This is a genomic window from Oleiphilus sp. HI0117 (assembly GCF_001635235.1).
In genome coordinates, this window is sequence record NZ_LWGA01001240.1 from 1 (window position 1) to 1,178 (window position 1,178).

Genomic DNA, 1,178 nt, shown 5'->3' on the forward strand with positions numbered 1-1,178 from the left:
TTTGAGAATGAGAAAAGTTATACACATCCGACACTGCATCAACCACGATTCCGATAACCTTGGCGTTAGACTCGGTTTCTACCGAAACGATTATCACAACCGTTTCATCGGTATAAGATAAATCTTTAATGCCAAAGCTATATCGCAAATCAACGATAGGAGAAACAGTCCCCCTCAAGTTCATGACACCTAGCACCTGACTTGGAGAATTGGGAATTGAGGTGATCTCTTCCCAACCTCTTATCTCCTGCACTGAAAGAATATTGATACCGAACTCTTCACCCCCCATAAAAAAGGTGAGGTATTGGTCGGTTGGCTCATCCTGCTTTGCATCATCGACTTCACCATTAATCTGTTCTAGCTTTGAATCTTGTTGCTCTGACATAGATTAAACCTTTTGTTTTATGCCGCTTCGCTATCGTCTGGCTCGGTAATCTTCTTATAGGCATCACGCCCAACACCAGCAAGCTTTATAAGCCCGCTAATATCCAGGATCAGTGATACAGTACCATCCCCAAGTATCGTTGCGCCGGATACACCAGGGACTGAACGATAGTTTTCCTGCAAACTCTTGATGACCACTTGCTGCTGAGCTAATAAGTCGTCAACTAACACCGCTACCTTAATATTGTCACCCTCGACAATAACGAGGAGACCATCATCAACCCGTTCATGATCTGCCTGAACGTTAAAAATATCCCAAAGGCGAATAATCGGAACATATTCGTTTCGAAGGCGAAGGACGTCACAGCCACCAGAAACGCGATGTATCATCTGATCCTGAGACTCAATCGATTCGACAATAGATACCAAAGGAAAAATATATACCTGCTGACCAACACGAATTAGCTGACCATCCAAAATTGCCAGAGTCAGTGGCAAGCGTATCGAGAACATACTCCCCTTGCCTGGAGTCGACTCAACCTCGACCGAACCATTTAAGTCCTGTATATTTCTGCGCACAACATCCATACCAACGCCACGCCCCGAAATATCGGTAACTTCTGCAGCAGTTGAAAATCCAGGCTGGAAAATTAAGTCGTGAATTTGCTCTGGTTCAAGATGATCGTTAGGCGAAACAAGACCGTTTTCGATTGCTTTCGATAAAATTCGATCTTCATTGAGGCCGGCACCGTCATCAATAATCTGAATAACAATGTTACCGCCCTGGTGAAATG

The 1,178-nt window shown here is 44.2% G+C and carries 2 protein-coding genes; both read right to left on the bottom strand.

Annotated features, from left to right (window positions below; all coding sequences use genetic code 11):
• The coding region (locus A3757_RS21530) for a chemotaxis protein CheW (RefSeq protein ID WP_068740270.1) at window positions 1-385 on the bottom strand (385 nt) is incomplete at its 3' end.
• 17 nt (window positions 386-402) lie between these two features.
• Window positions 403-1,178 (bottom strand): chemotaxis protein CheA (locus A3757_RS21535; protein WP_197470201.1); only part of this gene is annotated, 776 nt, incomplete at its 5' end.